Below are 21,514 nucleotides of genomic sequence, written 5' to 3'. Positions count from 1 at the left end.
ACCCGCATTTTAACCGTTATAAACTACAAAAGCAACTTTAAAGAGCTGCCTTCGTAGTTTAAAGAAATTTAATATTGATGGCTATTTTTTATCGCCCAATATTATCCATTTGTTAACCGTATTGTTGGGCGCCTCAAGAACAACTTTGTAAAAGTCTGATGGATATTTCTTCACATCAATAAAAGCATGCTGATCTGAAACAGGCACCTCTCCTACCAACCCGTAGATATCGGGCTTGCCAACTTTAAAATCATTGGTTTTGGCCAGCCATACTTTCACTTTACCCGCAGGGTCAATAGCTTTCCAGGTAATATCCAGGTTACCTTGTACAAATATTGCGACCGGCTCGGCAACAGATACTTTACCAATTAGTGGTGTACCGTCAATTTCGCGTTTTACATTTACAGGTATAGTGATGTTCATGAAACGGGCAATGCTTGGCATAATATCAACAATAGCTGGTTGATAACGGGCTGCGTAATTATTCAACGGGCGATAGTTGGTTACCATCCAGGTGTTACGCTGGCGTGGCGATTGCCCGCCATGGCCCCTGCCAGTCTTTTCATCACGGCCATGATCTGTTGTAACAACCAGCAGCCAATTCTCTTTAAAATGAGCTTTGCGATATTCAATGGCATCATATAACTTTCCTAACTGCACATCAAGCATTTTTATGGCAGTATAAAACTCGGGGCTATCGCCGTGCGCGTGGCCCATATCATCCGTGTACTCCAGGTAAACCCACGACAGATCCGGTGCATCTTTTTTAATAGTTTCCGAAGCCTCGCTCACTACCTTCTCATCTATCCTGTGCATGTAGTTGCTTGCCTTGTCGTGTTTAAAATTAACGGTATCTTTTTCGTAACCGTCAAAATACCAGTCAACATTAAGGTTACCCGCTTCGGGCAAATGGTAACCAAGCAATTTGGTGCGGTTATCTTCCCAGCTGGAGAAAATAGCCGTTTTTTTAGCAGGATACTGCTCCTTTAATAACCTGAAAATGTTCTGGTAATTATAGTTAGGGTCTTTAATATCATTATCGGGCAGGTTGTGTTTGTTTACCCAGGTACCGGTTAATAAGCTATTGTAACCTACCGCAGAAATGGTAGGGGTTTGATTGTACGTATTAACGTCTCCGCCCACGTGCATGCGCGTATAACTACCTTTTGATATGATCTTTTTAATGTTGGGAAGATCGAGGCGCTCAATAACATCAGCGGGGATACCATCGGCAATTACAAAAACCGTTTTGTTGGCACTTTGTGCAGATACTATTGAAACGGAAGCAGAAAACAGCAATAAGAAAGATAGTAGAGATCTTTTCATCATCTTAAAATTTGATTTACCGGGATAGCACAACAATGTAGCAGGCGGCTTGCAAACTAAGTTTTTTAATCGGCAGCTGCAATTAATGGCCTTCTGGTTTTTATGTGATAATACCGCGCCAAAATTGTTGCGGTAATGTTAATTGGCTATTAAATATAGTTCAATTAATTAAAAAGCCCAATTTGCTTTAATGTTCAGATCCCCATTTAAACAAATAGGACTACTTAGGCGTTGTAAGATCGATAACCTACCATCTTAAACTTGGCTGCCTTATACATTATCGGTTTTCTTTGGATGTTCTCGTTCCTGTTTTTTGCCCCTTACTGGCAATTATTATTGGCTTTTATACCTATCGCTATTTTTGCCTGGTTACGCATAGAGCCGGTGTATCAACCTTTATGTTTGATAGTACTTATTCCTCTACTCTCGTTTGATATACAGATACTTGAAGCAGAAGATTGGCATTTTAAAGGCGCATGGCGATACTTATCATTTTTACCCGGGTTAGTTTTGATAACAATTTTGTTCGTCCTGTTTCCACCTTCGCATTATTCCGGTTCTTTAGCAAGCATCATCTGGAAAGTGATCTGCATTACAGCTTTCGGTAACCTGATATGTAAAATGTGGCTAACCGATCCTTTCTTACTATTCATAAACCGTTTAAAAACTACCCATTCGCAAGAAACTATATACAAAGTGGCTACGGTAGAAACTCAACAAAAAGGACGAGGATTTTCATACTACGTTATCTGCAGCAACAAGGTAAGGATAGAAGTATCAGGCTTTATATATCTGTACCTGCTTACAAGGGGCCTGCGCAAAGGCGGGCTGCTTACTTTAAATTTTAAAACAGGCTGGCTGGGCATAACCTATGCAAACGGTTTCCCTAAAGTTACCCGACCTTTTTAAGCCATATCACCTGCGTAGATTTGGTAGTACCAGTTGCATTTATATCATCAAAAAACAGGCAGAGTGTTGTTGAATTAAGCACGCGTATGGTACCGGGCATTATTACAGGTTGGCTGTTTGTATTAGCTGCCGGATATGTGATAATGATATTTTTCTCGTTAAGGATGTAACTCAAATCAGTAGGCCCTAAAACATTAATTTGCTGCCCCGTTCCATCTGTATTAAACTGATAATAAAATTCTGACGGGCCCTGACCACTGGTATTGGTAACCTTGCCGTTATCATAAAATTGTACGGTATCCGCGGTTTGCTGCCACTTGGCTGCTATCAGTTTGGGATATGATAAGGCTTGGTTGCCGCTGTTATCGGGAGTGTCGGGAGTATCAGATGCTTTTTTTGTACAGGCAGATAATGAAAGGCCTAAAACGACCAGTAGAAATAGATGTTTCATAAAGTGTAATACATAACTTAAGCGGGCATGGGCCGCGAAAATCAGTTTACATCACGCACCAGCACCCCATTCGTTTTCGTAAATGCCAACACTATAAAACGGTCTTGGTTTTCATTAATTGAATTTTTCATCTCTGTGCTAACGGTACTAAACGAGTATTGGCGCTGATAAACCTCTTCTCCGTCGGTAATTCCATCAGGCAAACGCACAGCCGGGCTGGCTGCATCAGCAAAGCGTACATCAAACATTTTATTTACCTGGTTACGCAGAGCTACATCTTCTTCCTGTGCAATATTCAGTATGCGGAAGGCAACATACTCTATAAACTCAATGTCGTGCCTTTTTGCGCCCGGGGTGTAAATGCCGTAGTACACTTGTGCCCTATCGTTACCGTATATCTTTTTGCCTAAACACACAGGCACCTCATCAATATTGGCAGCAACATTCTTTTTTGCGCCGCGCTGTATTATAACTATTGCAATAATGCAGATAACCGCCAGGGCAAGGCAAGCGTACATATAGGTTTTATAGCCTGGGTCAGATTTTGAAAGATCATTAAATTCATAAGTGCCAAATAAACCTATAACGGCAAGTATAACAGGCAGCATAACCAGTTTATTTTGGCCCATACTGCCGGCAGTTAAATAAGGTTTCTTAAAATCTGAGTTTTGTTCCAGTCGTTGAAGCAGGTCGGCGGTAAAAAGCATAGTATAGGTGTTAAGGTTAAAATTTCAAGGATGTTGGTTCTCCCTGTTTAATAACCCGATTTATAATATTTGGTTTTTGATACTATTCTGGTTAACGCTTACCAACCCATAAAAAACCCCGCAACATTATGTTGCAGGGCCAAAAGGTTCAGGAGTATATTTTGTAATTAATAAGAATAATCGTGGGTAAAATCGGCATTACCGGTAACGGCGACGTTTTGGCTGTCGTTTTTAACCTGGCCATCAATCTCTGCTTTGTAGCTGATGGTATAAGAAGCATTATCGGGGCTTAGGCACTGTATACCTACTGTTGCCAGGCGCAAAGGCGTAACCGATTCCACAACGTAGGTTTTGGTGCTTCCGCTAAAGTCGTTTTTGCCTAAGCTTACGCCTTGTTCGTTCTCGCGGGTAACGCCGTTAACTTTCCAGATGGTGTTGTTTGATGTTTCTGTTGATGCGCCCACCATTACAAAAGAAATATAGGCCGATGATGGTGCTCCGTTAACCGTAATAGTGAATTTAGCTGTTTTACCTTTAGTACCCGGCTGTACGCCGCCATCATTCTTTTTACTGCAGGCACCCAAGCCAAGCATTACGAAACAAACAAGGGCAAGCGATAGCTTTTTAAAAATAGTAGTTTTCATAGATTATAAATGTAGAGTTGGTAGTATGCGGTGATGTTACTTGATAACGAGCTCATCATAAGGCAGGTTAAACTGACCGTTTTTAACCTCGATAGTTTCGCCTGCGCTATTGGCTAAAGTGCCTGCAAAAGTGCCTCTGATACCAGCTTCTTTGCTTATTACTTCAATATTTACTGTTAAGTTAGTTTTGCTTGTGTTGTATAGCAGCGTACCGTTATCGGTTTGTATGGCATAGCGCGATATCATTTCCTTTTCGGTAGCGGTTGAGAAACTGCCTGTACCGATTTCGCCACCCAGTCGCCATATTTCAAAATCAAGAGATGGTGACAAAGGGCCGGCACCCGTACTTGGCGTTTCATAGGCGCCTACCACGATATGCTCCCAGCGGTTGTCATTACCCCCACCCTGAAATTTCATAGAGCGAAACTCTTTTTGCGTACCATTTAAAGTTGCACGGAAATAATAATTGCCGGATGGCGAGGCTCCGCCATCATTCTTTTTTGAGCAGGCAGATAGCATAATGCTCATTATCGCCAGGCAAAAAAAAGCCTTAGCGAGTGTACTGTTTTTCATAGATAATTTTATTAACGATAGATTAACCGCAAAACTATCTGATGCCCAAACGAAATGAAATACCTCTATTTATTGTTTTTTTTCTACTGATTTTTAGGTATTTTATAATTAACTGGAAAGAAATTGCTCGTTGTTTAAAATATTAAACAGATATTTAAAACCCCTATATATCCCCAAAAAACGTGAGCAGCGGATATAACACTAAGCTTTTTCATGAAAAATATCTGCCTATTCTTTTTCGCCTGTTTACTTAGTACCACCGCCTTCTGCCAACAGCAAATACCGCTTAACGAAAAGCATTATATCGATAGTCTTGAGAAGATTATTAACGCCAATAAACCCGACAGCTCCAAAGCTAACGCTAACTTTTTACTGGTTGATTACTGGAAGTTTAAAGACACTGTTAAAAGCAAAAGCTACCTTATTAACGGCAAAAAGCTGGCACAGAAATACCCCTATTACAACGCCTTGGCTATTTTCTACGAGGGGCAATATTATTTCAACATCAACCATCAAAAAGCGTCAGCAGCTTTTAAAAGGGCTACCGATGCCCTTGCTCCATTTAAAACAAAACGGGCTTATGGCAACAGCGCGGCAGCATGGTACAACTATGCCTTAATGAACAAGGACGAGAAGGGTTACGAGTTTATCACCAACATTACCCTCACTCAAGCCATCCCCAATGCCGAAAAAGCTGGTAACGATGTAGCACTGGCACATTATTATACACAGCTCTCTACCATTTTCATGAACACTTACCAGTTCAAAAAAGCGGCAGAGTACGATCAAAAAGCTATTGCACTGTTAGAGAAAGCCAGCCCGGGTTCTACCACGCTGATATTTGCTTATTTAAGTGGCGTAAGTATATATTGTTACGATGGCAAAGCCGATAAAGCCTTACCCCTGCTACAAAAAGCAAAGGCGCTGTTAGCGCCCTTCCCTGAGTCGGTTAATTACACGTTGTATTATTATAATGAGGCTTTGTATTACACAACCAAGCAGCAATTTGATAAAGCTTTAGAGAGCACTGAAAAAGGAGCTGTGATGGCTAAGCACTACAACCAGAATCAATTGTATCAGCAATTCTTCTTCAGAAAATATGAGATCTACAGTAAGCAAAAAAATTACGCCAACGCCCGACAGATCCTGTTAGACATTGTTAAAGAAGGCACCCTAACCGCCGATGCTAATGACCGTGCCGAGATCTACGGCGAATTAGCCAAAACCGCCGAACATCTGCAGAATTACAAGGAAGCATTTGCCTGGCTCACCAAACAACGCACACTTGCCGATAGCATCAATAAAAGCCAAACTCAGGTAAAGGTGAGCGAACTGGAAACTAAATTCAGTACTGCAAAAAACCGCGAAAAGATAGCCACGCTGCAGGCACAGAACAAACAAGTGGCTTTAAAAGAAAAAAACCAGCGCCTGTATAACTGGATGTTGGGCCTTGGCTGTGGCTTGTTGCTTACTGTACTTGCGTTTGTGATCATCAATACCCGTATTAAAAACCAGTATGCCGCACAAAAAGAGATCAACTACAAGCAACAACTTAAAGACCTTGAGCAAAGGCAACAATTAAAAGTTGCCAAAGCCATGCTTGATGGTGAGGAGCACGAACGCGAACGCGTGGCCCGCGACCTGCACGACGGCCTGGGTGGCATGCTATCAGGCGTTAAAATAGGCCTCTCCGGCTGGACCAACAATAACACCGAAATATCAAACGATAAAGACCTGCACCGCATCATCGGCCAGTTGGATACGTCGGTAAGCGAGTTGCGCCGCATTGCACGCAATATGGTACCCGAAACCTTGCTGAAATTTGGCCTGGAAGTAGCACTGAAAGACCTGAGCGAATTTTACATGCGCGATGGTCTGCATATCGAATTCCAGCCTTTTAACATTGAAAAGAACATTGCCCTGGCTGTGCAGCTGCACATTTACCGTATTGTACAAGAATTGCTCTCAAATGCCATAAAACATGCGCATGCTTCAAACATCATGCTGCAGTGCAGCCAAAACAGCGATGTATTTTTCATCACCCTTGAGGATGACGGCCGCGGATTTGACACTTCGGTTTTGGATAAACAGAAAGGCATGGGACTTGATAACCTCAAAAACCGGATCACTTTTTTGAAAGGCAAATTCGAGATACAATCTGCCCCTGCCGAGGGCACTACCATTAACATAGAACTGAATACCAATGCCGACGGATAAATTACGAACCGCTTTAGTTGACGACCACCCCATTGTAATAGAAGGGCTGAAAATGCTGCTGCAAAACGAAGAAAATGTTAAAGTAGTAGGCGGCTTTGGCAACGGTGATACCTTCCTGGCTTATCTTAAGCAAAACCGTGTTGACCTGGTATTGCTGGATATTACCCTGCCCGGCATTAACGGTATGGATCTGTGCAAGATGATCAAAAACGAATCGCTCACTACTATTATCCTGGTACTGAGCAACCATACCGAGCGTAGCATTATTATGCAAACCATACAGAATGGAGCCAGTGGTTACTTGCTAAAGAATAGCTCAGTTGATGAATTGCGCAATTGCATTTCTGAGGCATTGAAAGGCAACATCTGTTTCAGTAAAGAAGTGATAGATATCATCAGCAGGCCATCAAAAAACCAGTTGCAGGGCAGGCCCCAGCTTACCCGTCGCGAGAAACAGATATTGGCCCTGCTGGCCGAAGGCAAAACCAGCCAGAACATTGCCGACGAGCTTTTCCTTAGTCCACTTACGGTGGATACGCACCGCAAAAACCTGATCCAGAAATTCGAGGTAAAAAATGTGGCTGGCTTAATAATGGCGGCTACACAGCAGCAATTATTGTAATTTTTAAATAGCCGTTACAACATCAATACAAGCCAAAAAGCCCATATTTGCAGCGTATAAACAATATCTGCTATGAATGATCTAAAAAATAAAACGGCAATTGTTACCGGTGGCGGTAAAGGTTTGGGCAAGGCAGTTGCCATCGCATTGGCTAACGAGGGCGTCAACATCGGCATTACAGGCCGTAACGAGGAGAATCTTAAAGAAACAGTATCAACACTTGAAGCTATCGGCATTAAAGCTGCCTACAGCGTTTTCAGCATTGATAACGAGCAGGATGTGATAAAAGGCATTGGCGAGCTGGCTGAGCAACTGGGCGGTGTGGATATCCTGATCAATAATGCCGGCATTGGCAATTTTGGTTCTATAGAAGATATGCCTTCTGATGTTTGGGAACAGGTGATAAAAACCAATTTGTTTGGTGCTTATTACGCAGCTAAAGCCGTTCATCCATACCTAAAAGCAAAAGGCCAGGGCGATGTGGTTAACGTGGCTTCATCTGCAGGGTTAAAAGCAGGTGGCGGCATGTCGGCCTATGCGGCATCAAAAGCAGCGCTGATATCGTTATCGCAATCAATGATGGCCGAGTGGCGCAAGCAAAACATCCGCGTAATTACGCTTACGCCAAGTACCATAGCTTCTGAAATGAGCATCAACGGCGGCCTTACCGATGGTAATCCCGACAAGGTGTTACAACCCGAGGACTTTGCAGAATGGGTGCGCGATATTTTGAAAATGAACCGCAGGGCACTCATCGCCAATGGCTCAATCTTCTCTACCAATCCCTGATCAAAAATATATTGAAGGCGGCTCATCAAAAAGCCGCCTTCAACTTTTAAACCGCTACTCAATAAAAGGGTTATCAAACAATGAGTTGGCTATCAGGTAAAACGAAAACGCACCGCTTACCATATACAGCAGTATAAACAGCACCACGCATCTTGTTATCAATAAAAGCCAAAGGTTTTTGATCTTCTCCATCGGGATATCTAAAAGCAAAAACAGCAATGATGCGGGGATGCTCACTATCAACGCAAACTGTTTAATTACTTTAAAGATGATCTTAGGCGTAATAGTATCTGCCAGATCTTTAAACAGAAAGATAAAATACAGCGTAACTAAAGTTATAGATACCAAGAAAACGATAAGGAATTTAAGCAAGGAACGGCGCATATCTAAATAGGATCTTTACTTTTTAAACAGGTGCAGGTAAGGCGAATCATACTCTTTCAATAATGGTTTAAAGTACTCTATCACAATATGATCTGCGTAGGCTTTTTTGGTGATTATGTTTACCGCCATATTTAAATGGGCATTGGTTGGGTCAATAATTACTTCGGTCAGGATATCGTTCTTAGTCCAAATGAGGCGCTGAGGGTATCGGGTTGATTTATCGTCAAACTCGTCGGTTACTTCTTTGATCTTATCCCCCATCGCATCTTGTAAAACCGGAAGGGTTGCTTTATCAACGCTCGTAAATTTGCGTTCGTCGTAAATTATAGAATCGGGTGTCCCGTTTTCTGTGATGATGCTTTTGAGCAGATTTACCGCATCACGGTTATCGGGATGGATGCCTATGAAGCTTACAATGCCGTCGTAAGTTACCACTTTAGATTCCAGCACATTTGCCAGCCGTGCTTTATTGAAAGTAATGTTGTCTTTGCCGGCGAAAAAGTAATAGGTGATCTTCTCGCCTTTATCTACAAGATCGATACCGTTTTCGGTTGGTTTCTCAAAGCGGCCCTTTTGCTCTTTTGTGTTTTGAGTATAATCTGATAACTGAACAGCAGACTTTTGGCCCAGAGGGATGTTCTTAAGATCGAGGTTTTTAGGGCCACACCCAAAAAGAGCGAAGCACCATATAAAGACAAGTTTTTTATTCACGTGTAATAAAGTGTTAGATAATTAATAAAGGTTTCGCGGCAGTTTATGTTTATGACGCAACTGTTAGTTTAGCGCATAAGTGTAGCGCAAATTGTCATTATAATGTCATTAAATTTACTCTGGGGGATTTTCGTCAGGCAATAGCGACTCAACTATAGATTAAGGCATGCGCCTTTATGACATCTGAACAGGAATTTCTTTTCCGCATAAGAAAATAGATTTTTCACGCCCACAGGCCTTACAACCTGAGTGTATAAATAACACAAACCTAATTGTAACCTTTTCACGTATAGTTGGGACAATACCCCATAAAAATTAAAAGATGAAGAAAGTACTTGCACTATTAACATTCTCATTGCTGTTCTCGGCAACAGCATTTTCTCAAAATTTATTTACTGCCATTAATGAGCGCGATGCACTGGCTGTGAAATTCCTGCTTAATAAAGGTGCCAATATCGAGGCTAAAGATGCCAACGGCGAAACACCTTTAATAAGCGCGGTTAAAACCGGCCAGGAACGCGTTGTTATTATGTTGCTGCAACGCAACGCTGATGTTGATGTGCAGGATAAAAACGGTAACACACCATTAATGTTGGCTGCCGCACAACCAGACCAGGATCAGATCCTGAACTTGCTGGTACAACACGCTCCAAAAATGGGCACCAAAAACGCACTTGGCGAAACTGCTTTAATTGCCGCTGTAAAAGCTGGTAATAAAAGCGCAGCAAGCTTCTTGTTAGAGAACGGTGCTGATGTAAGTACTAAAGACAAACACAGCAAAGCCGCTATCGATTACGCCAACGAACAAAACAACAACGGCCTTATCTCTATCCTGAGCACACAAGGCAAATAATTGCAGATACTTACTAAAATTAATTGCAGATACTTACTAATTTTTTTGAACGGTCAGCCTTCTTAAGGCTGACCGTTCCGCTTTTAGGGCTATTTGCAAATAGTGCCAAACCAGCAGTGGGTTATGTTGTTGCTATAACAACTTAACTTTATACACTATGGCTTTAAAAGGCGTTTCTAAAACCCATTGGAAAATTGAACCTACGCGCGTAACCATCTATCCTTACAGAGTATTTAACCTATTTGCGCCCATTGTTGGCGTCATCTTCATGGGATTACTTTTTGTTTATTTCAAGTATCAGAACGCGCCTGCAATAGAAGTTGTGCCGCTGGCGCTTTTTATATTCATCATGATAGCCCTGTTTTGGGCATTCGCTGCCACCCGCATCGAGTTTGATAATTCCACTGCACGCATGCGCAAAATGCTGATGGGCTTTCTGCCTGTCACATCCATTCCCTTCAGTAAGTTGCAGGGCATAAAACCGGTTACCAACATGGGCAGTTACAATTACCGCCTGTTCCGCAAGAGCGCTAAATATGGTAAGGGCATTATAGTATCATCGGGCTACACCAAAAACGACGACCCAAACGCTATTGCTTTTGTAGAAGAAGCTGTGCCGGCCATCCACGCCTATCTGGATATGCACGATTCGCCTGCTGACAACATTACCGAGACCATCACCTCGTACCGCTTTTTTGAGCAGGAAGATGGCTATAAATACGCTATTAAAACCAAAAAAGCCGGTGCTATTGTTATCGGCATCATTTTTTTGGCAATGGGTATTTACCTGGCTACTATAAAATCTGATAGCCTGGGCAGCAAGATCTTTGTATCGGGTATTGTATTATGTTTTGCTGCTGTGTTTATCAATGCTGCTTATACTAAGATCACGTTTGATATATCGGCCAAAACCGTACAGCGCGATGGCCTGCTCAAATTCTTTAACCGCCAGTACAGCATTAACAATTTTGCGGGCATCCAAACCGTAAGGCGTTCGGTTAACTTTGTATATGCCGGTACCGATGTAAATATGTATTTCAATGTGCCAGAGAAGGGTAATAAGCAGGATACCCTAATGGTAATATCCATGAAAAAAAGCGCCGATATAGAGCGCTTTATCCAGGAACTTTACCAGGTAATGGAAACTAAAGTATAACACAAAGGCCCCTATAATTCGGGGCCTTTTGTATTTAAATAGGCCGGTTAATTACAAAGTGCTTCGGCGAACTTTTTGGTAGCGTAGGCTTTGTAAATATTGTTGGCGCTTCGCAAAATGTCAGAAACTTTGCTGTCGTTTTTAACAACTTTGGCGCCTTCCATCATTCGCAGCGCTTTGCCATCTTTAATATAATAACGATACTCGGTTTTGGTTACGGGGCCGGCTGCCGGGCCGCCTTCAAGGCTCTCGAGGCAGAAGATAACTTTACCGTCGCTGTAATAATACTGGTTAACCCAGCTGCCATCGCCAATAGCGCCGGATTCGGTTACTTTAACAATGTTCTTTCCATCCAGATAGAAGTCTAATTGTCCATCTTCCACACAGCCGGAGCTTTCATAAGTAAAGTGTTGTTTGGTTAACTTTTGAGCATTGATCTTTTGATACTCTTGGCGGATGGCCGCAATATCGGCATCTGTTTGGGCAAAGGTTTGCTGGCCGGCCAGCAGGCATAATAGTAAAAGCAGGTGTTTGTAAAGTGACATGTTTTAAGGTATTGTTTGCCATTAAACAAGGCACCTGCATTAAATGTTTATCGCAAGTTATTGGGCAATGGTGCTATAATTGGCCGGGATCCAGATGTAATGGTCTTTCTCTGCCCTTATGTGGCCTGTACCCGGGAAAGGTAAATGCGCACCTGCTACCCAATATTTACCCGATGCCGCCGCATTAAACACTTTTACACGCTGCGCATAAGCCTGCGGCGAATCTACATCAAAGTGGATGGTAACAGCAGGTTTAGCAAACTGCACCGCCACAGCATGCACAATATCGCCCAGGAATATCATCTTTTGGCCTTTGCTTTCCAAAATGTAGGATGTGTGGCCGGGCGTATGGCCTGGTGTGGCCAGAGGTTTTATTACCGAGAATAAGGTCTCCCCTGCTTTTAGCGCCTTTGTTTTCCCCGCCTTAAGCGATGGTGATACCGATTTCTGCGCACCGTCAAACAGCCATTTAGCATCGGCGGGGGCTTTTTTGGCGTTCTCTTCGCTCAGCCAATAATCAATATCGCGCTGGCCAGCGTAGATGGTGGCGTTGGGGAAAGTTAGTTTGCCATCCTGCATCAGGCCACCCACATGGTCAACGTGGAAATGAGTGATCAGTATGGCGTCTATCTGCTCAGGCTTGTACCCCACTTTGGCAAGGTTATTCACCAGTTTGCCAAGCGTTGGGCCCAAAAGCTGCCCGGCTCCTGCATCGATCAAAACAAGTTTGTTACCTGTACGCACGAGGTACACATTGGTTGATGACTCGGCCATGGTGGTCTGGAAGTTATCCTTAAACAGTTTCTCAATAGTCTCCGGCTTTTCGTTGAAGAGCAGTTTGCCCATATCCAAAGGGATCGTACCATCAGAGAGTGCTATCACCTCTACATCGCCAACCTGCATTTTGTAATAACCGGGTTGGTCTAACAATTTGGCATCTGTGGTTTGTGCTTTAGCCGTAAATCCTATCGGGAAGGTAAACAGGAGCGCCACAAGCACCCTTGCTTTTAATAATAATTTGTGTTTCATCTTTTAATAATTTGATGAAACAAAGCTCGGCTGCACCCAAAACTTATCTAAGGACATAAGTCACTTTGATTTTGTGACATTTGTGGCATTATTGGCGGTAAAGCCTGCTGATGGTCTCTCTGGACACGCCCAGGTACGATGCAATATATGTTTTAGGGATCCGGTTGGCCAGGTGCGGATATTGCTCCAGGAAAGTCTCGTAACGTTCTTTAGCATTTTTGGTGATCATGCCCAGCATGCGCTTTTGCAGGGCTACGTAGCCAATGTTTGATTTTACGTTGAGATAATGCTCATATTTCCACATTTCCCGCCCCAGCTTTTCGCGGTTCTCTTTGCTGATGGAAAGTAATACGCAAGGTTCCAAACATTCAATGGTCATTTTGGCGGGCGTGCCGTTCAGGAAAGCCTCGCGGTCGGTTAGCCACCAGTCTTCTACTGCAAACTGGTAGGTATATTCTTTGCCGGCATCAGGGTCGTTAAAATAAGTGCGCAGGCAGCCTTGCAGCACGTAGTACTCGTGGTTTATATATTCGCCCTCGCGTATCAGGTCGCCGTGTTTTTTGATCTTCTTCTCGGTAAAATGCGATAAGATATACTCAAACTCCTCATCAGTTAGTTTGGTAACGGCTTCAATATGTTTTCTTAAAGGATGTACCGTACTCAGTTCCATATACAGACGTAAAAGTATAAAAGCTGCATCAATATAATAGCTTTAATACGCGGCCAATTTTTATATTAGTTGCATGATTGCGATGATGTTACTGCTGCGGGTGGGTTTGATGTTTCCGCCGCAAATACCTGTACTATGTTACCACCAAATACGCGACTGGAAGCCAAAAGATAAAGCGCGCGATAAAGAATATATTATGCCGCCCGCTACTTTCCGCAAGCGCTTAAAAATGCTGGCAGATAGCGGATACCATACCATTTTGCCCGATGAGCTTTATGCCCATCTTACCAAAGGCACCCCGCTCCCATCCAAACCGGTGATGCTCACTTTTGATGATACCGATGGCGACCAATACCACATTGCCCGCCCCGAGATGGCCAAATATGGCTTTAAAGGCGTGTATTTCATTGTGTTCAACAACATCAATAAGAACAGGGCTTATATGAACCGCAGCCAGATCCGTCAGCTCTCTGATGAAGGGCATGTGATAGGCAGCCATACCCTTAACCACCCCAACATTAAAAAACTAAAGGACAGCGACTGGGTAAACGAGCTTGATGTTTCGGCACGTAAACTGGAAACGCTAACCGGTAAACCTGTTAAATATTTTGCCTACCCTTTTGGTATATGGGACCAGCGCGTTTTGCCGCAACTTGATAAATACGGTTACCTGGCTGCCTTTCAATTAGATCAGCCGCGCGATGCCGCCAAACCGCTGCTCACGGTGCGCCGTGTTATTGATGATGGCCGCTGGGATAACACCACGCTTAACCGTTATCTGCAGCGCGGTTTCGGCAGGCGCTAAACAGCTAACTGCCATAAAGACCTGTATGTTTAGCAAAACACAATTGGTACGGATTTAGAGCAGTATTTAATAACACTAAAATTTAATTTATGGCAACTGAAAAAGCAATATTGGCAGGCGGATGTTTCTGGGGTGTTGAAGAGCTGATAAGAAATATGGATGGCGTATCATCAACCCGCGTAGGTTATACCGGCGGCGATGTACCAAACGCTACCTACCGCCACCACGGCACACATGCCGAGGGCATAGCTATTACTTTTGATCCTGATATACTATCATACCGTAAACTGTTGGAATATTTTTTCCAGATACATAACCCTACAACACTAAACCGCCAGGGAAATGATATCGGCACATCATACCGCTCGGCTATATTTTATCTGGATGAGGCCCAAAAAGAAACTGCCGAAAAGTTGATAGCGGAGATGGATGCTTCGGGCATTTGGCCGGGCAAAATTGTTACCGAAGTGGTACCCGCCGGTGATTTCTGGGATGCCGAAGAAGAGCACCAGAATTATCTGCAGAAACACCCTTATGGCTATACCTGCCATTACGAGCGCCCGGAGTGGACGCTCGCGTAAGGGCAGTTTAATATTATTTATGCATATCGTAAAATGAACGGAGATAGGTGAGCGGAACGTTCACATTATCTTTGTTCATTGGTTCAGGGAAACCTTCAGGGTCAAACCATTTGCTTACTTCATCGGGTACAGATGAGGTATCGTTAAGGCGTTTAAAGCCCATACTCCAATCCGGGAAGTTTCTTTCTTTTAACGGGTAGCCAAACAGTTCCATCACATGGAAATGGCGCTCGTCTTTATTGATGGTGCTGTAGATTTTTTTAACCGTTTCCTCGGGCCCTTCCAAAACCTGTATAAAGCGGCCATGCTGACTGATAACACTTTGTTCATCAACATATAAAAGCATACCGGTTATGCCCAGTTCTTTGTTGTTTTTTACAGCAACGGCAAGTAAGTCATCAAGCTCGGTATCGCTCATAGGTTTGGCGGCGCGGCTCATGTAAATAAGGTAATAAAGCATAGTAATGAGTGTTTCTTAGGATAAACTTAAGCCAAATTAATAATCAGATTTTCTTTTTGAAACCTGTTTAGGGCAGATATTCTTATAAGGAGTAGTTTTATTAATACGGCCTATTCTGATAATCCTTACAAACAAAAATCCCACGGCGGTATTATCAACCATCGTGAGATTTTCTATTTATTGAATAGGCTATTTACTGTTTCCAGCCTCCACCAAGCGAGCGGTAAAGGTTTACTACTGCCTGTAACTGTTGCAGTTTATCGTTAACGCCACTTAACTGAGCTGATAACAAGCTTTGCTCTGAGGTTAATACATCGGTGTAATTAGTGGCAGAGCTGTAGCGTAACAACTCTTTGGTATAATCAACCGCCTTCTGTAAAGCCTCTAACTGGTGCGTACGCGAGGTTTGTTTCTCAACGGCAGTCTGGTAAGCATACAAAGCGTTCGAAACCTCTGAGCCTGCAGTGAGGATGCTCTGCTGGAAAGCATAGTAAGCCTCTTCCTGTTGTGCTTTGGCAGTGCGTAATCGTGCTTTGTTCTCCCCTTTTGCAAATATAGGCTGGGTTAAGCCGCCAATAATATTGTAGAAGATAGAGTTATCAAACAGGTTTTTGATCTTCAGCGATGATACCCCACCCTGCGCAGTAATGGTTAAAGCAGGATAAAAATAGGTACGCGCCATGTTGGTATTCTCAAACGATGCACGGAAAGCAAACTCAGCCTGTTGTACATCCGGTCTGTTTTTTAGTAATTGCGATGCAACGCCTATCTGCATATCAGTGTACGGTTTTTGCTCATCAAGTGTACCGCGGTGTATGCTGCCTGGTGTGCGGGCAAGCAAAATGCTCAGGGCATTTTCTGTTTCGCGGATGCTGCGTTTCAGATCAGGGATGGTTACCTCTGCAGCGTAGCGGTTGGCTTCGCTTTGTACTACGGCAGCACCGTTAACAATGGCGCTTTCTTTCAGGGCCTTCATGGTTTCCACATCGTTAATGCGGTTCTTCAGCGTTTGCTCGGTGATGGCCAGTTGCTTATCAAGCGCCAAAAGTGCATAATAGTTGTTGGCGATGTTGGCAATCAGCTGTGTTTGCACGGCGCGTTTACCGGCATCACTTGCAAAAAAGTTTGCCAATGCAGAACGCTTTGAGCTGCTCAGTTTACCCCATATATCTGCTTCCCAACTGGTGCTTAAACCTAACTGACTGGTAGTTGTGGTCAGCACGAACGAGCTGGCAAACTCCGGCGGGAAGTTTAAACTTGCCAGCGAAGTTTTGGTACGCGTCACCTGCGCATTGCCCGATAAGCTCGGGAAAAATGCTGCTTTGGTTTGCTGTACGGTTGCATAAGCCTCGTTAATGCGTTGCATAGCAGTTTTAAGATCGAGGTTATTTTGCAGGCCCTCTTTAATAAGATTCTGCAACTCTACATCAGAGAAAAGCTGCTCAATTGGCAAAGTAGCAATTGAGGTAGTATCGCTGATGGTTGTATCGCGGTACAGCTTATCTGTTTGCGCGCTAAGGTTTGGCCGCTCGTACTTTTTGGTAACGCACGATGATACCATCACCGTTACCGAAAGTGCCGCAAGTACAGGCCATTTATATCTTGTCATCATTGTTATGATAATTATCTTTAATACAATAAACTATGCTATTTCAACTTCTTCATCATCATCCTCTTCAACAGCCTTTTTAGAGCTGATTCGCTCCTGAAGCGTTTGGAAGATTACGAACAGTGTTGGAATAACAAACACCCCGAACACCGTACCGATAAGCATACCGCCCACAGCACCAGTGCCAATAGAGCGGTTACCCTCTGCACCTGCACCTGATGCCAGCATCAGCGGAACCAGACCCAGGATGAATGCGAACGAGGTCATCAGAATTGGGCGCAAACGTGCAACCGCACCTTCCACCGCCGATTCGATAATACCCAGGCCACTCTTACGGCGCATCACCGCAAACTCAACAATCAAGATGGCGTTCTTTGCCAACAAACCGATGAGCATAATGAGCGTTATTTGCAGGTAAATGTTGTTTTGCACACCAAATATCTTAGCGAAGATGAACGCACCCGCCAAACCTACCGGCAACGAAAGCAATACCGCGAAAGGCAGAATGTAGCTCTCGTACTGTGCACTCAACAAAAAGTAAACAAAGGTTAAACACAGCGCAAAGATGAACAGCGTTTGGCTACCGCTCGAGATCTCCTCGCGGCTTAAACCCGAGAACTCGTAACCGTAACCTGTAGGCAGTGTTTGGGCAGCAACTTCCTGTACCGCTTTAATGGCATCACCTGTACTAAAACCAGGTTTTGGTGCACCGGTTATGCTGATAGATGTAAACAAGTTAAAACGACTGATAGACTCTGGCCCGTAAACCTTTTGTAAGGTTACAAACTCTGTTATCGGCGCCATAACGCCATCGTTGTTACGTACATAGATCTGATTAAGGCTCTCTGGATTGGCGCGATACTTTGCATCAGCCTGGATCATTACACGGTATTGTTTACCAAACTCGTTAAAGTTTGAGGCATACAAACCACCAAAGTAACCTTGCAGGGTACCCAGCACTACATCCACACCAATATTGGCATCTTTACATTTTGCCACGTTTACATCCACTTTATATTGCGGGAAGTTGGTGTTGAAGAAAGTTGTACCGTACTGTATCTCGGGGCGCTGGTTAAGTGCCGCAAGGAACTTGCCATTAACCGCCACAAAGTTATCAATAGTACCGCCTGTACGATCCTGCAGTTCCACCTCGAAACCGCTGCTGTTACCAAAACCTTGCAGTGATGGTGGCGCGAAGAAGATAATGCGGGCCTCTTTTATACCGGCCGTCATCCCGAACATTTTGCCGGTTACTGCCTTAACGGTATGATCAGAACCCTCACGCTCGCCCCATGGTTTCAGTTTGATGAACAGGATGCTGTATGAACCACCTGCACCGCTCAACAAGCCCACACCGCCTACGCGGGTAACCGATTCAACCTCGGGTAATCCACGTAGCACGCCGGTAACTTTATCGGCAACTGCCAGCGTGCGCTCAAGCGATGATGCCGGCGGCAGGCTGATATCGGCCATAATAAAGCTTTGATCCTCATCGGGCACGAAACCGCTTGGTGTAGTTTTAAGCAGGAACCAGAACAAACCGGCAAATGCTGCTATACCCAACACAGCTATCCATTTCTTAACCGACAAGAAGCCTACCGAACGTTTATATTTTTCGGTAACGGCATCAAACGCAGTGTTGAAAGCACCGTAAAAACGGTTCAATAAACCTGTTTTATGATGTTCACCTTCGGGATGTGGTTTTAGTAATAAGGCACACAGCGCTGGGCTAAGCGTTAATGCGTTAACCGCCGATATGATAATTGAAATAGCCAGTGTTAAACCAAACTGTTTATAAAATACACCCGATGAACCGGTAATGAACGATACCGGGATAAACACCGCGGCCATTACCAGGGTAATCGATACTACCGCACCGCTTATCTCGTTCATGGCTGTGATAGTTGCCTTACGGGCCGATTTGGCACCGTTATCCAGCTTAGCATGCACCGCCTCTACCACCACAATGGCATCATCCACCACAATACCGATGGCCAGTACCAACGCAAACAAGGTTAATAAGTTGATGGTAAAGCCGAACATCTTTAGGAAGAAGAACGTACCCACAATTGCCACCGGAACCGCAATGGCCGGTATCAATGTAGAACGAAAATCCTGCAGGAACACGAACACCACAATAAACACCAGGATGAACGCTTCTATCAACGTATGGATAACCTTCTCGATAGATACATCCAAAAACTCGTTAGCACTGAAGATGGTGTAAACGGTTACGCCTTTAGGGAAGCTTTTAGCAGCGTTATCCAACGTTTGCTGTACTTCCTTGATCATCTCGTGCGCGTTTGAACCGGCAGACTGGTAAACCGCCAGCGCTATTGAAGCCTCACCATTAGTTACGGTTTCGGTATTGTAGGTTAATGCGCCTAACTCAACCCTTGCCACATCTTTTAAACGCAACAACTGGCCGCCCTTAGCCGAGCGGATAACAATGTTCTCAAACTCTACAGGCTTTTTTAAACGGCCTTTGTATTTCAAAACGTACTCGAAAGATTGATTGCTGTTCTCGCCCAGTTTACCCGGCGCAGCTTCGATATTTTGCTCGGCCAGTGCATTGTTAATGTCTGTCGGCATCAAACCGTAGGTAGCCATTACATCTGGCTTCAGCCAGATTCGCATCGAGTAATCCTGCGTACCGAAAGCAGTTGCATCGCCCACACCGTTGATACGTTTTACCAGCGGCACCACGTTGATGTTGGCATAGTTTTGCAGAAAAGTTTGGTCGTATGATTTGTTGGCGCTTTTTAGCGCAAACACCATCACCATACTGCTTTGTTGCTTGCTGGTGGTAACACCTGCTTTGGTAACCTCGGCAGGTAATAAAGGCGTAGCTTTTGATACACGGTTCTGCACGTTTACCGCCGCCAGATCGGGGTCGGTGCCCAGTTTAAAGTAAACTGTGATAGTAGCAGAACCATCGTTACCGGCTTTAGAGGTCATGTAGGTCATGTTCTCCACACCGTTTATCTGCTCCTCAAGCGGAACAATAACGCTGTTCATTACCACATCGGCGTTGGCACCGTTGTATGCTGCCGAAACCTGTACGGTTGGCGGCGCAATTTCGGGATACTCGGATATAGGCAATGATGTTAAGCCTATGATACCCAGTATAACTATGATGACCGATATTACGGTAGATAGTACCGGCCGTTCAATAAATTTACGTAACATAAATATTGTTTTGTGCTGTGCTGCTGCACAGCCTCGTAAAAAACTATTTCAGATCGCTGTATGCGCCTTCGCCGGCCTTGGTATCAGGTTTAATTACCATACCATCCTGCATGTTGGCCAGGCCATCAAATACAACGGTTTCGCCGCCTTTAAGGCCATCAGTAACCACAAAGAACTGACCCGATGGTGCGTCCATGGTTTTTATCTCGGTAGCTTTTGCTTTACCTGCGCCATCAACCACGTACACGAAGCGTTTGCCCTGCAGCTCGTAAGTTGATTTTTGCGGAACCAAGATACCCTCTTTAACAGATTGTGGCAAACGCACGGTTGCGCTACCACCGCTGCGGATAAGGCCCTTAGGGTTCGCAAATGTTGCCCTTAGCTGTGCCGAACCTGTTGCAGTGTTGATGAGACCGTTAACAGTTTCTATATGCCCTTTTTCAGGATATGAGGTACCATCAGCAAGTATCAGATCAACCGGCGGCAGGTTTTTAAGCTTGCTGTCAAGGTTTGAGCCTTCGTAATGTCTCGAGAACTCAAGCAGGTCTTTCTCGTTCATAGAGAAATAAACGTACACCTTGCCAATGTTTGATACGGTGGTTAAAGGCTGTGCAGTTGTGCTGGTGATCAGGCTACCCAGTTTGTAAGGGATAGCACCAACTACGCCATTCACGGGGCTGGTTACCGTTGTATAACCCAAATTGGTTTTGGCATTGGCCAGAGTAGCTTTGGCTTGCTTTAAAGCAGCCTTGCGCGATTGCAAAGTTAACTCTGCCGATTCCAGCTCAAATTTGCTGATGATATCTTTCTCTACCAGCGGGCGGGTTTTATTCACCTGCAACTGGGCGGCGTTAACATCGGCCTCGGCGCTGCTGATGGCTGCTGCGGCTGTGTTAACTTCCTGCGCATATTGCGGCGCGTTGATGGTGAATAATAACTGGCCTTTTTTAACCAGGCTACCTTCGTCAATAAAGATCTTCTCGATGTAGCCGTCAATTTTTGGGCGGATCTCGATATTTTGCTGGCCCTCGATAGTGGCGGGGTAATCGGCATTTATGGTAGCGTTTTTCTTTTCTACTTTAAATACGGGGAAACTTTGCGGTGGTTGTGCGGCGCCGGCAGCGGCCTGGCCCTGCTGTTGGCTACCGCCGCATGCTGCTAATAACAGCACTGCCGAACTTAAGCCGGCAAGTATAGAAGCTTTGGCTTTCATGGTGATGTTGGATGGATATAAGTGCATAGTTGTGAGTGAACTTGTTGGATTGCTTTTTTGTGTATTTGTTA

Annotated in this window: 22 protein-coding genes; 8 read left to right on the top strand and 14 right to left on the bottom strand. The window is 44.2% G+C overall.

Features of this window, described 5'->3' with window-relative positions:
• Nucleotides 1-81: 81 nt before the first annotated feature.
• The gene (locus D0C36_RS18735) at nucleotides 82-1,326 is read right to left on the bottom strand and encodes an alkaline phosphatase family protein (RefSeq protein ID WP_117393616.1); all 1,245 of its coding nucleotides are present in this window, start codon (nucleotides 1,324-1,326) and stop codon (nucleotides 82-84) included.
• Nucleotides 1,327-1,587: 261 nt separating this feature from the next.
• Between D0C36_RS18735 and D0C36_RS18730 the strand changes: the two genes are divergently transcribed.
• Nucleotides 1,588-2,235 (top strand): hypothetical protein, encoded by a 648-nt coding sequence (locus D0C36_RS18730; RefSeq protein ID WP_147322043.1) that lies wholly within the window; start codon nucleotides 1,588-1,590, stop codon nucleotides 2,233-2,235.
• Here D0C36_RS18730 and D0C36_RS18725 read toward each other — a convergent pair.
• The 4 genes from D0C36_RS18725 to D0C36_RS18710 all read right to left on the bottom strand — a co-directional run bounded on the left by D0C36_RS18725 (nucleotide 2,219) and on the right by D0C36_RS18710 (nucleotide 4,610).
• Nucleotides 2,219-2,686 (bottom strand): hypothetical protein, encoded by a 468-nt coding sequence (locus D0C36_RS18725; RefSeq protein WP_117393184.1) that lies wholly within the window; start codon nucleotides 2,684-2,686, stop codon nucleotides 2,219-2,221. The two genes, D0C36_RS18730 and D0C36_RS18725, sit on opposite strands and share 17 nt — an antisense overlap.
• Nucleotides 2,687-2,727: 41 nt before the next feature.
• Nucleotides 2,728-3,393: a hypothetical protein gene (locus D0C36_RS18720; RefSeq protein WP_117393183.1), complete on the bottom strand. Its 666-nt coding sequence runs from the start codon at nucleotides 3,391-3,393 to the stop codon at nucleotides 2,728-2,730.
• A gap of 167 nt (nucleotides 3,394-3,560) precedes the next feature.
• Entirely contained in the window at nucleotides 3,561-4,037 is a 477-nt protein-coding gene (locus D0C36_RS18715) for a hypothetical protein (protein WP_117393182.1), read from the bottom strand.
• 36 nt (nucleotides 4,038-4,073) lie between these two features.
• On the bottom strand, nucleotides 4,074-4,610 hold the full coding sequence (locus D0C36_RS18710) for a hypothetical protein (protein ID WP_147322042.1): 537 nt from the start codon (nucleotides 4,608-4,610) through the stop codon (nucleotides 4,074-4,076).
• Between the two features lie 213 nt (nucleotides 4,611-4,823).
• Here D0C36_RS18710 and D0C36_RS18705 point away from each other — a divergent pair, with 213 nt between their 5' ends.
• From D0C36_RS18705 to D0C36_RS18695, 3 genes are all read left to right on the top strand, one after another.
• A complete protein-coding gene (locus D0C36_RS18705) occupies nucleotides 4,824-6,827 on the top strand; it encodes a tetratricopeptide repeat-containing sensor histidine kinase (protein WP_117393180.1) in 2,004 nt (667 codons plus the stop codon).
• Nucleotides 6,814-7,449 carry a response regulator transcription factor gene (locus D0C36_RS18700; protein WP_117393179.1) on the top strand — a complete coding sequence of 212 codons (636 nt, stop codon included), beginning with the start codon at nucleotides 6,814-6,816 and terminating at the stop codon, nucleotides 7,447-7,449. The genes D0C36_RS18705 and D0C36_RS18700 overlap by 14 nt, the downstream gene beginning before the upstream one ends.
• A gap of 72 nt (nucleotides 7,450-7,521) precedes the next feature.
• Nucleotides 7,522-8,238: a 3-ketoacyl-ACP reductase gene (locus D0C36_RS18695; protein ID WP_117393178.1), complete on the top strand. Its 717-nt coding sequence runs from the start codon at nucleotides 7,522-7,524 to the stop codon at nucleotides 8,236-8,238.
• A 54-nt stretch (nucleotides 8,239-8,292) separates the two neighbouring features.
• Here D0C36_RS18695 and D0C36_RS18690 read toward each other — a convergent pair whose 3' ends face one another.
• Complete coding sequence (locus D0C36_RS18690; RefSeq protein ID WP_117393177.1) at nucleotides 8,293-8,622, bottom strand: hypothetical protein; 330 nt, start codon at nucleotides 8,620-8,622, stop codon at nucleotides 8,293-8,295.
• A gap of 15 nt (nucleotides 8,623-8,637) precedes the next feature.
• On the bottom strand, nucleotides 8,638-9,333 hold the full coding sequence (locus D0C36_RS18685) for a hypothetical protein (RefSeq protein ID WP_117393176.1): 696 nt from the start codon (nucleotides 9,331-9,333) through the stop codon (nucleotides 8,638-8,640).
• Between the two features lie 322 nt (nucleotides 9,334-9,655).
• On the opposite strand from D0C36_RS18685, the gene D0C36_RS18680 reads away from it, so the two are divergent.
• Nucleotides 9,656-10,186 carry an ankyrin repeat domain-containing protein gene (locus D0C36_RS18680; RefSeq protein WP_117393175.1) on the top strand — a complete coding sequence of 177 codons (531 nt, stop codon included), beginning with the start codon at nucleotides 9,656-9,658 and terminating at the stop codon, nucleotides 10,184-10,186.
• Between the two features lie 157 nt (nucleotides 10,187-10,343).
• Nucleotides 10,344-11,342 carry a YdbT family protein gene (locus tag D0C36_RS18675; protein ID WP_117393174.1) on the top strand — a complete coding sequence of 333 codons (999 nt, stop codon included), beginning with the start codon at nucleotides 10,344-10,346 and terminating at the stop codon, nucleotides 11,340-11,342.
• 47 nt (nucleotides 11,343-11,389) lie between these two features.
• Here the strand turns inward: D0C36_RS18675 and D0C36_RS18670 are convergent, their stop codons facing one another.
• The 3 genes from D0C36_RS18670 to D0C36_RS18660 all read right to left on the bottom strand — a co-directional run bounded on the left by D0C36_RS18670 (nucleotide 11,390) and on the right by D0C36_RS18660 (nucleotide 13,586).
• On the bottom strand, nucleotides 11,390-11,887 hold the full coding sequence (locus D0C36_RS18670; RefSeq protein ID WP_117393173.1) for a hypothetical protein: 498 nt from the start codon (nucleotides 11,885-11,887) through the stop codon (nucleotides 11,390-11,392).
• Nucleotides 11,888-11,944: 57 nt separating this feature from the next.
• A complete protein-coding gene (locus tag D0C36_RS18665) occupies nucleotides 11,945-12,916 on the bottom strand; it encodes an MBL fold metallo-hydrolase (RefSeq protein WP_117393172.1) in 972 nt (323 codons plus the stop codon).
• Between the two features lie 88 nt (nucleotides 12,917-13,004).
• Nucleotides 13,005-13,586 (bottom strand): Crp/Fnr family transcriptional regulator, encoded by a 582-nt coding sequence (locus D0C36_RS18660; protein ID WP_117393171.1) that lies wholly within the window; start codon nucleotides 13,584-13,586, stop codon nucleotides 13,005-13,007.
• Nucleotides 13,587-13,668: 82 nt separating this feature from the next.
• Here D0C36_RS18660 and D0C36_RS18655 point away from each other — a divergent pair, with 82 nt between their 5' ends.
• Nucleotides 13,669-14,391, top strand: a complete 723-nt coding sequence (locus tag D0C36_RS18655) for a polysaccharide deacetylase family protein (protein ID WP_158557145.1) — start codon at nucleotides 13,669-13,671, stop codon at nucleotides 14,389-14,391.
• An 89-nt stretch (nucleotides 14,392-14,480) separates the two neighbouring features.
• A complete protein-coding gene (msrA, locus tag D0C36_RS18650; RefSeq protein ID WP_117393169.1) occupies nucleotides 14,481-14,972 on the top strand; it encodes a peptide-methionine (S)-S-oxide reductase MsrA in 492 nt (163 codons plus the stop codon).
• Between the two features lie 13 nt (nucleotides 14,973-14,985).
• Here the strand turns inward: msrA and D0C36_RS18645 are convergent, their stop codons facing one another.
• The 4 genes from D0C36_RS18645 to D0C36_RS18630 all read right to left on the bottom strand — a co-directional run bounded on the left by D0C36_RS18645 (nucleotide 14,986) and on the right by D0C36_RS18630 (nucleotide 21,443).
• Entirely contained in the window at nucleotides 14,986-15,432 is a 447-nt protein-coding gene (locus tag D0C36_RS18645) for a BLUF domain-containing protein (RefSeq protein ID WP_117393168.1), read from the bottom strand.
• A 193-nt stretch (nucleotides 15,433-15,625) separates the two neighbouring features.
• Complete coding sequence (locus tag D0C36_RS18640) at nucleotides 15,626-17,044, bottom strand: efflux transporter outer membrane subunit (protein WP_117393167.1); 1,419 nt, start codon at nucleotides 17,042-17,044, stop codon at nucleotides 15,626-15,628.
• Between the two features lie 30 nt (nucleotides 17,045-17,074).
• Entirely contained in the window at nucleotides 17,075-20,230 is a 3,156-nt protein-coding gene (locus D0C36_RS18635) for an efflux RND transporter permease subunit (RefSeq protein ID WP_117393166.1), read from the bottom strand.
• Nucleotides 20,231-20,273: 43 nt separating this feature from the next.
• Nucleotides 20,274-21,443, bottom strand: a complete 1,170-nt coding sequence (locus tag D0C36_RS18630; RefSeq protein ID WP_117393165.1) for an efflux RND transporter periplasmic adaptor subunit — start codon at nucleotides 21,441-21,443, stop codon at nucleotides 20,274-20,276.
• Nucleotides 21,444-21,514 lie beyond the last annotated feature (71 nt).

Source organism: Mucilaginibacter conchicola (genome assembly GCF_003432115.1).
In the GTDB taxonomy this organism is placed as follows: Bacteria; Bacteroidota; Bacteroidia; order Sphingobacteriales; family Sphingobacteriaceae; genus Mucilaginibacter; species Mucilaginibacter conchicola.
The sequence above is the reverse complement of the archived record's forward strand: the minus strand, read 5'-3'. Positions and strand labels throughout refer to the sequence as shown.